This is a genomic window from Ferroplasma sp. Type II, from assembly GCF_000496155.1.
In genome coordinates this window covers 1-8124 of the sequence record NZ_KI542740.1, presented here as the reverse complement: position 1 = coordinate 8124, position 8124 = coordinate 1, and the positions used below count along the sequence as shown (strand labels likewise).

6 protein-coding genes, 1 tRNA gene and 1 pseudogene are annotated in these 8124 nt (G+C 35.2%); 5 read left to right on the top strand and 3 right to left on the bottom strand.

The genetic code is table 11. The features are described from left to right. Positions 1-325: glycine cleavage T C-terminal barrel domain-containing protein (locus AMDU4_RS08845; RefSeq protein WP_021787642.1), on the top strand; the 325-nt coding region annotated here is incomplete at its 5' end. Between the two features lie 325 nt (positions 326-650). Next, a tRNA-Ala gene (locus AMDU4_RS08840) sits at positions 651-722 on the top strand. 438 nt (positions 723-1160) lie between these two features. On the opposite strand, the gene AMDU4_RS08835 is transcribed toward AMDU4_RS08840, so the two are convergent. Beyond that, positions 1161-1301 carry a hypothetical protein gene (locus AMDU4_RS08835; protein ID WP_290704793.1) on the bottom strand — a complete coding sequence of 47 codons (141 nt, stop codon included), beginning with the start codon at positions 1299-1301 and terminating at the stop codon, positions 1161-1163. A 321-nt stretch (positions 1302-1622) separates the two neighbouring features. Between AMDU4_RS08835 and AMDU4_RS08830 the strand changes: the two genes are divergently transcribed. Further along, positions 1623-3143: a hypothetical protein gene (locus tag AMDU4_RS08830; protein WP_021787640.1), complete on the top strand. Its 1521-nt coding sequence runs from the start codon at positions 1623-1625 to the stop codon at positions 3141-3143. Between the two features lie 62 nt (positions 3144-3205). Further along, positions 3206-4211: pseudogene (locus AMDU4_RS08825) on the top strand (IS630 family transposase). 108 nt (positions 4212-4319) lie between these two features. Here the strand turns inward: AMDU4_RS08825 and AMDU4_RS08820 are convergent. Both AMDU4_RS08820 and AMDU4_RS08815 read right to left on the bottom strand, forming a co-directional pair. Further along, positions 4320-5486: an MFS transporter gene (locus AMDU4_RS08820; RefSeq protein ID WP_290704789.1), complete on the bottom strand. Its 1167-nt coding sequence runs from the start codon at positions 5484-5486 to the stop codon at positions 4320-4322. A gap of 263 nt (positions 5487-5749) precedes the next feature. Then, a complete protein-coding gene (locus AMDU4_RS08815; RefSeq protein ID WP_021787635.1) occupies positions 5750-5980 on the bottom strand; it encodes a hypothetical protein in 231 nt (76 codons plus the stop codon). A 506-nt stretch (positions 5981-6486) separates the two neighbouring features. Between AMDU4_RS08815 and AMDU4_RS08810 the strand changes: the two genes are divergently transcribed. Continuing rightward, a complete protein-coding gene (locus AMDU4_RS08810) occupies positions 6487-7707 on the top strand; it encodes an ATP-binding protein (RefSeq protein ID WP_021787634.1) in 1221 nt (406 codons plus the stop codon). The last annotated feature ends 417 nt before the right edge of the window (positions 7708-8124 follow it).

Here is an 8124-nt window from a genome sequence, read left to right as displayed (position 1 = left end):
TGAAGCTTCCATATCATTTATTGTAAACTTTGAACATAATTTTATTGGAAAAGAAATATTATTAGAACAGAAAACACAATATAATAATATATTTAGAGGCTTTAAACTGGAAAATAGAAATATTCCGAGAAATGGCTATGATATATATGTGAACGATAAGATAGAAGGAAAAATAACCAGTGGAACTCTATCACCAATACTGAATATTGGTATTGGATTGGGTTATATTAATAAAGAATATAGCAAAACCGGAAATGAAATTTTTATTAATATAAGAAATAATAAGGTAAAAGCGGAAGTTGTAAAACCAAAAATTGTGAAATAGTAGTATTATTATATTATTTTTTAAAATATAATTTATATATATTATATATAATATATTTTTTTAATTATTAATAATAAAATAAGTGTGTCACTTTATAATATAATAATATAAACTTTTATATTTATTTATATAGTATATCTAATTATTTTTATATATATTAATCAATTATAATTTTTTCACAGGATGCCCATATACCTTTTTTACGTTCCACTGGAAATGTACCTCTCCCCCTCCCATAAATAATTAATATAAACCTTCATTATCAAATATTAAATTTTATTTAGAAACATTTAATAATTCTCGTTTAATTTCTATGAACTATAATGGGCCGGTAGATCAGCGGTAGATCGCCTGCTTTGCAAGCAGGAGGGCTCGGGTCCAAATCCCGACCGGTCCATTCTTTATTTTTTTTTGCTCGGCATTCAAAATGATTGGTGGGTTTTCTCTCCAAATTTTAAGGCAGGAGGTCATGAACTTTGAAAGATTAAGCCCATATACCATAGAACTTTCCAGAATCTCACTATTGATGAATAAACCAACTCTTTTTTTGTGTCATTATATGCATAGTTACACCATAAACTCCCGGCTTTTAGGTACATAATTCATCTGAAACCATTTGAAGACATCGGACAATACACATTTTACCAAAGCCTATGGCGGAAATTGATGATTGATTCTACAGAATTTCGTATTGCCCCGGCTTTATCCATCATTTTATCATTGTATGGAGTATCAGGCAATGAATCGTTGAGTATTATCTCTATTCCTTCGTTTACCACTTTTATTTTTTATTTACATTCACAACATCTTTTAAGGGGTGTTTTAAAATGCAGTTTCATTTAATCCTCAGGAAAGCCTTTCCCAGTTTTCTGTCGTTCTCTAAAACAATCTTTGTTATGGGAGATATGTCACAGTCTATCCCAATCTTCTTCAGTATATCCCTGATATCAGAATCAGATATCTCAGCACTAAGCAATCTCTCCACATAGGGGAATATATCCTTCCCTGTAAGTTCAATCTTTGAGTTTGGATTCTTTCCCAGGAAACCAATATATTTCTACACTACCTTGCCATTAACTCGCTTCACATCTACAAGTTCCTAGTATTCTCCATGTTTTCTTTTAACCTTTCTCGGTATTACTGTCATGTGTTAAAAATATACATAATACACTAATTAACCTTTTGACACCCTGTGTTTTCAATAAGAAATGATATAAAAAAGAGAAGTTTTCATGACGCTAGATTTCCGCCATAGGGAACATCGCAAGATTGAAATACATACGTTTTATTCAACTTCATGTATGAAAATGACCATTTCGAATGGCCTTCATTTGGGAGTTTTCCGTTTAAAAATAAATATTTACGAATATATCACGGTAAAAGCAACAAACAGCATTCAGATATTCCATCCATTGCTGTATTTAGTTTACTAAAAGAGCTTGATTTGATAGAAAAACATTCTTCAGGATACGACAATTTTCGACAACAGGCATTGGAAGAAGTGAAAAAATGGAATGAAGCATTGCCTAAAGAAATGGAAATTCCCAAAAATATGATTAGTGCCTCTCTGAACAAATACTACTGGGGACAGTCAAAATATAATAACATGCTGGGGTTAAAGATAACAGTGAATTGGAAAAAATTCTTCGACTTTCTCAAAGAACGATCTGAGGATAGGAAAAATATCTGGAAGACTTTTGGGTATATCTACAATTGTAGAGAATTGTTTACCCAACGTTCATTGGAGGACCAAGATAAATTTAAAGTACAAATGGAAAAATATACAGGGCAGGTGAGACAAACTGCCTCCACTCACATAAATTTAATCAACACCTCACTAAGTGAGTTGGAAACTACTACTAAAAACGCCATATCGAAAATCTATAAAACCGTTATTAAAATTGCAAAGAGAGATAAAAAGGAACCAGCTTATATGCTTTACACACTCATTTATTTCAATGAGTTGAGACTGAAATATAAAACGCTAAGATCCCTAACACAAATTGGTGACTTTTCGGCATGTTTCTCTGAAATGCGAAGGATTATTGAAGGTCTTACCACACATATGTTTTGGGACCAACTGGAGCTGAAAATTCTTAAAGTGGATCAGAGAGCAAAGGACATACCCCTATTGCTGTGGTTCAACGAAGGCGCTTTTAAAGAGGCAAACGAACTTGGTCTCAATATCAAAGAAGTTTCCAATAAAAAACAGATTCTGGGGAATGAAGTGCTGAAATCCCTTTTGAAAGAAAGTGATTTAAACTCAGATAATACAAAAATCTTCATTGAAAAACTACACATAAATATGTCCATAGCCTCATTTACAATTATCTATGGTAAGAGGTGTTCCATTTCTCCTTTATCAAAATACAATGAGAAGCATTTGAACGACTCTAAATTAATGATAACCATGCCTGATGTAGAATTTCTCAAAATAGGTTCTCAAGAAATTGTCGATGCTTTGACTGTGGCGAGGATTATTGATAGTCAATCATCTATGGATATTCAAGATAGAATTTATAATACACTGAAGGAAGAGAAGCTAATCATAATTCCCCCTCCACCAACATTTCCTCTCCGGATTCTTGGTCGTTCTATCTTATCGAAAGAAACCATAAGTGAATTAAAAGACATGTATAATGAATTTAGCCCGTTCACACATTCCGCATGGGAATCAAACACTGTGTGGCCATTCACCTCGGTGCTGGAAATCATGACCTTTGCTAATAACATGAAAAGATTCACGGAGTCAATGGACAATGCCATCAATGATTTCATTTCCTTTTTTAAAACAACGCTTAATGTTTTCCTAATCTAACCAAAATTACTGATTATAGTTAATTACTAACGTTATCATACTTTTGTGTTCTTTTCCTATACATGGTAAATGTTGAGAGATACCATATTGAGAAAAAGGTGGACGAACGTGATTTGGACAGACTCATCAGCACTCTTGAGAGAAGCACCCGAATTCTGAAGAGATTGCTCTTCATAAGGTACAGATACAACGGTGATTCCGTTGAGGAAGCATCCGAGAGAATCGGAATCATGAAGATGATGGGTTATGATTGGCAGAATCGTTGGAACAAACTTGGATACAAGGGCCTTATACCAAGATATGCCAGAAAGGGGCCGTCAAAGCTGACATCCGATCAGAAAGAACATCTCAAAAACATGCTGAAGGATGGAAACTATACCACCACAAAGGGTCGATCCATGATTAAGAAGAAGTTTGACGTTGATTACACCATGAAGCAGGTATGGGTAATTCTTTAGGGGTGGGATATGCATCATGCAAAACCCTATCTCCGTGATAAGAGAAGGCCACCAGATGCTGAGGACATACTAAAAAAACTTAGGCAGGATTACTCTTCGCAGATCCATAATCGGATTCTTTGATGAAAGCTCTCCACAGACCACTGCCAACACTGTGAGGTTCTGGTCATTCAAGAAACCGGTCATGGTTAAGGATACATCCAAGTACAGGGCCAACACCTTCGGTTTCTATTCCCTGAACGGTAATAGCGTTCTGCAGTTCCATGACCATTCCCGCAAGGAGGACGTTTGCAGGTTCCTGCAATGCATAAGAAGGCATAACCCAAAGCGTAGGATCATACTCGTTCTGGACAATTTCTCTTCGCATCATACAAAGAAGGTTCTAAGAAAGGCCAGAAAACTCGGGATAAGACTTGTATTTCTGCCACCATATTCGCCTGATCTCAATCCCATAGAATTCATATGGAAATCCATAAAGAGAATAATCTCCGAGGCGGAGATAAGTTCAGAGAAAGGAATGAAGAAAGTGATAAGAAAAGGTTTCAAGGAGCTATCATCTAAGGGATCATTCACTAGAAGTTGGATGAAAAAATTCATTTCAAATGTATAATCTATAAGTAATCAACTATAGAACAAAAAATGGCATGTTAGAATTTAACACAAAGGAATTACTGGTAACAGTACTTTTACTAAAATACTCTAAAATTATTTGTAATATTTATATTGAATCTTTAAAATCCCTGCCCGGTATCAATATGATTAATCCCGCCACCATCGCTATTATTGTTGCATAGAGATAAGAATAAAAAGGATCAAAATAATAGAGAAAACCCATCATTATATTCCCGAAGAAAAGACCGGCACTTCTAGATGCGGTGAGTGCTCCCATTCCCCTGCCATGTTCACTTCGTGGCTTGACTATGGTTATTAGGTTAGGTTCCAGTGTGCTTATCGTCCCTACAGCCATTCCAATTAAGACTACTGCAAGGAACATTATAATCACACTTAAATGATATACATATGCCAATCCCAGAACCATTGTACCAATTCCCGACAGTATATATCCTATAAATCCCAGTGAGGGTATTAACTTAATTTTTCTAGATCCCACTATATATCCAAATAGAGCTGATGCAAGCAAGAAAAATAAATAAGAGGCAAAACCTAACGCATCGTTCTGAGCTGTAGCTATTGTAAGTATTGGAAATCCCAAACTATAATAACTGAATCCATAAAGACCGGTTGCCAATATTACGCCATTATAAGTGGAACGCTTGATTTTAGCCCTTGGAATATCATTTTTTTGTAATTGTTCCTCAATTTTCCTTGGTCTTTCTTTAATAAAAATCAATAATATTGTTGCCACGAATATTGGTATAGAAGTTAAAAGGATGACATCTGAAAGCTTCATCTTTAAATGTAAAAGTATAAGGAGGATTGTTATTGATGCTACTCCACCCCCAACATCCAGTGCATTGAGGAATCCAAAGATTCTCCCTCTCGTTGAATCACTTGTCTCATCACTCATAAGAGCTTTTCTCGCAGGAGACCTGAAATTCCTGGACAACCATCCAGTTGTAAATAGAGCAGAGCTTTGAATAAAATTACTTGTGATTCCACTAAGTGAGAGAAATGGTATAAATGCGTTCCCGATTATGGCAATTTTCTTCCTCCCATATATATCCGAGAGCCTGCCTCCTATATATCCAAAAAATGCCCCCAGTCCATATGAAATACCCATAATTATTCCATAAACATAAACTGGTGCATGAAAGTGGAGAACTAAAAGCACAGGCAATACCGCTAAAACTGCCTGATATCCCATGTCAGAGAAGAATGCGGAAAAAGATATTAACAACACATTCCTATTAATAAAATTATCCATAACACAATGAAAATTATCCTTTCTATATAAACATTTCATATTTGTTCTCCGACTGTTAAATCTGGTAATTCCTGATTGAGGTTTTGTTTATTCAAGATCAATAAACAATTGGCTTTATCATAGGCTACAGGTTTGATGGAAAGACTCCAGGAGAACGCAATAGTTCCAACAGGAAGTTTATTGGTTATTTAGACAAATCATAATACGGCGAGTTCTTGATAGTATCATAGACCAGGATGTTAGTGTCAATTACGGCTTTCATTCTATGTTATCCCCGATCTATTCTTAATTTCAACATCTGCGTCCAAATTTGCAAATTCTTCCTTAACTCTGAAGGATAGCCTCTTCTTACCACAACCAGTGTGACTTTTTCTTGACTTTAGACGCTGGTTGATTATCTTTGAAATGTTCTTCGTGCTCCCATATTTTTCAACAGACTCTTTCATTATTTCTTCATAAATTAACTCATCAAGGTTGATTGTAATCTTTACCATGATTGATTATCAATATACCAGATAAGCACTTTACCGTTAAATACCATCAACTTCTTAACAATTCAGAAATTCCTACCACTCAAAAAAACCATCTAAGTTTTGACAACACTGAGGTAATGATAACATTTCAAGTCGAATATATTGGCAAAGAAATGGATTGTTGATCATGTCAGAACATTTAATGGATATTAGGCATACTTTCTTCAAATGACTTCACAAAGTCATCAGCTTGATCTTAAGGCGCTGGAACTTGTGGAAGCAGTGGGTAAAAATTATTTGTGAACTCGAAGGATGTCTGTTACACATCACCAAAATATTGAATACACTTAAAGGATCCAAGGAATGCTTTAAAAAGAGTGTGGAACCAGAGGGCTCGTTCTATTAAAAATTCCACCTGCACAGTATTTATATGGCTGTCGTTACCTTAAATATTTGTTCATTAGTAATGAATAATATTGTTCATTAGTAATGAGAAGATTTAAATACACCATTCGCCATAAAAGATTATGATATTAAAGGAATCTCTTAGAGAAGTAGTAAAATCCCAAAGGGCAGACCTAGAGTCATTTGATTATGGTATAGAGAGAGAAGAATTGAGGGAAATCAAAACCGACATGCCCTATGCCCTAATTCTGTCAGGTATAAGAAGATGTGGAAAGAGCACGCTACTTCACCAATTGCTTAAAAAGCTCCCAAATTTCTATTACCTAAACTTCGAGGATACCAGGCTGGACGGCTTTCAAGTCGAGGACTTTGAGAAGCTAGATGAAATCTTCAAAGAAGACTATGGCAAATCTGAATATTATCTATTAGATGAGATACAGAATATTGGCAAATGGGAACTTTTTGTAAGGTCAAGGCTTGACAGACAGAAGAAATTCGTAATAACCGGATCTAATGCGTCCCTATTGAGCAAAGAACTTGGCACTAGACTTACTGGTAGACACATCAGCATAGAGCTGTTTCCGTTCTCTTTTACCGAATCACTCTCTATGTCAAAGAGAAAGGCAAACCCAGCTTCATTCTCGCAATACTTAACACACGGTGGTTTCCCAGAGTATTTGAAATACGAAAAACAGGAGATATTACGCGAATTATTAATGGATATAATACAAAGAGACATTGTAGTAAGACACAAATTGCGCGATTCGAAGATAGTGAAAACTATTGCCCTGTACCTCATTACCAACATAGGCAAGGAGTTTTCATATAATAGCCTTAAAAAAATGTTCAACCTAGGTTCTGTAAATACTGCAATAGCATTTGTTTCATATTTTGAAGACAGCTATCTGCTGTTTACTGTGCCGAAATTTGATCACTCATTTAAAAAACAGCTAATTAATGCTAAAAAGGTATACTCTATAGATAATGGCCTTTCCACTTCTAATTCAGTATCGTTTTCTTCAGATTTTGGGAGGATGCTTGAAAATTCTGTATTCCTGCATCTCCGTAGGAAATACAAAGAGATATTCTACTTTAAAGGAAAAGGAGAATGTGATTTCTTAATAAAAGAACAAAATAAGATAAAAACCGCAATACAGGTCTCATATGAGTTAAATGAAGAGAACAACCAGAGAGAATTCGGCGGGCTTCTAGAAGCTGTCAAAAAGTTTAATTTGTCAGAGGGGTTGATACTCACATTTGACCAAGAAGATAAATTCATAATTGATGGAAAGCATATAATAGCTAAACCTGTTTGGAAATGGATGATAGAACGCAATATATAATACTATATTGGCAATGCACAGGCCACAGATAAGACGCAACGATACCCACAGTCTTAATGATCTGAAATCTTTTAACTAAAAGCTTTACCAAAATCTCCCGATGCGGAAATATGTCTGGAAAGATTGGTGAAAAGACAAGATAAAAACCATTCTAGAAGAGCTGAAAAATAACTATGAGGTTGGCATGGTGAAATACCTCAGGGATGGCAATCCAATTGTTATGTACTACTCAAAAAGTTTGAATTTCTCTAACTTGCACACAGAGTCAGACAGTTGATATCCCGAATGAGCCTGGTGTAATCATAAACAGGATACCTACAACTGGAGAGAGAAGGATTTGACTAAGAAACCTATTTCTTCATGGTAGAAATCGAGACAAGTTTGAAACACAGCTTGGAAAACTGAAGGGGATCCTCA

What these genes read in the sequence shown, in the direction of transcription:
- AMDU4_RS08830 (WP_021787640.1), top strand. Translation starts at nt 1,623, where the DNA reads ATGTATGAAAATGACCATTTCGAATGGCCTTCATTTGGGAGTTTTCCG.
- AMDU4_RS08820 (WP_290704789.1), bottom strand. Translation starts at nt 5,486, where the DNA reads ATGGATAATTTTATTAATAGGAATGTGTTGTTAATATCTTTTTCCGCA.
- AMDU4_RS08815 (WP_021787635.1), bottom strand. Translation starts at nt 5,980, where the DNA reads ATGGTAAAGATTACAATCAACCTTGATGAGTTAATTTATGAAGAAATA.
- AMDU4_RS08810 (WP_021787634.1), top strand. Translation starts at nt 6,487, where the DNA reads ATGATATTAAAGGAATCTCTTAGAGAAGTAGTAAAATCCCAAAGGGCA.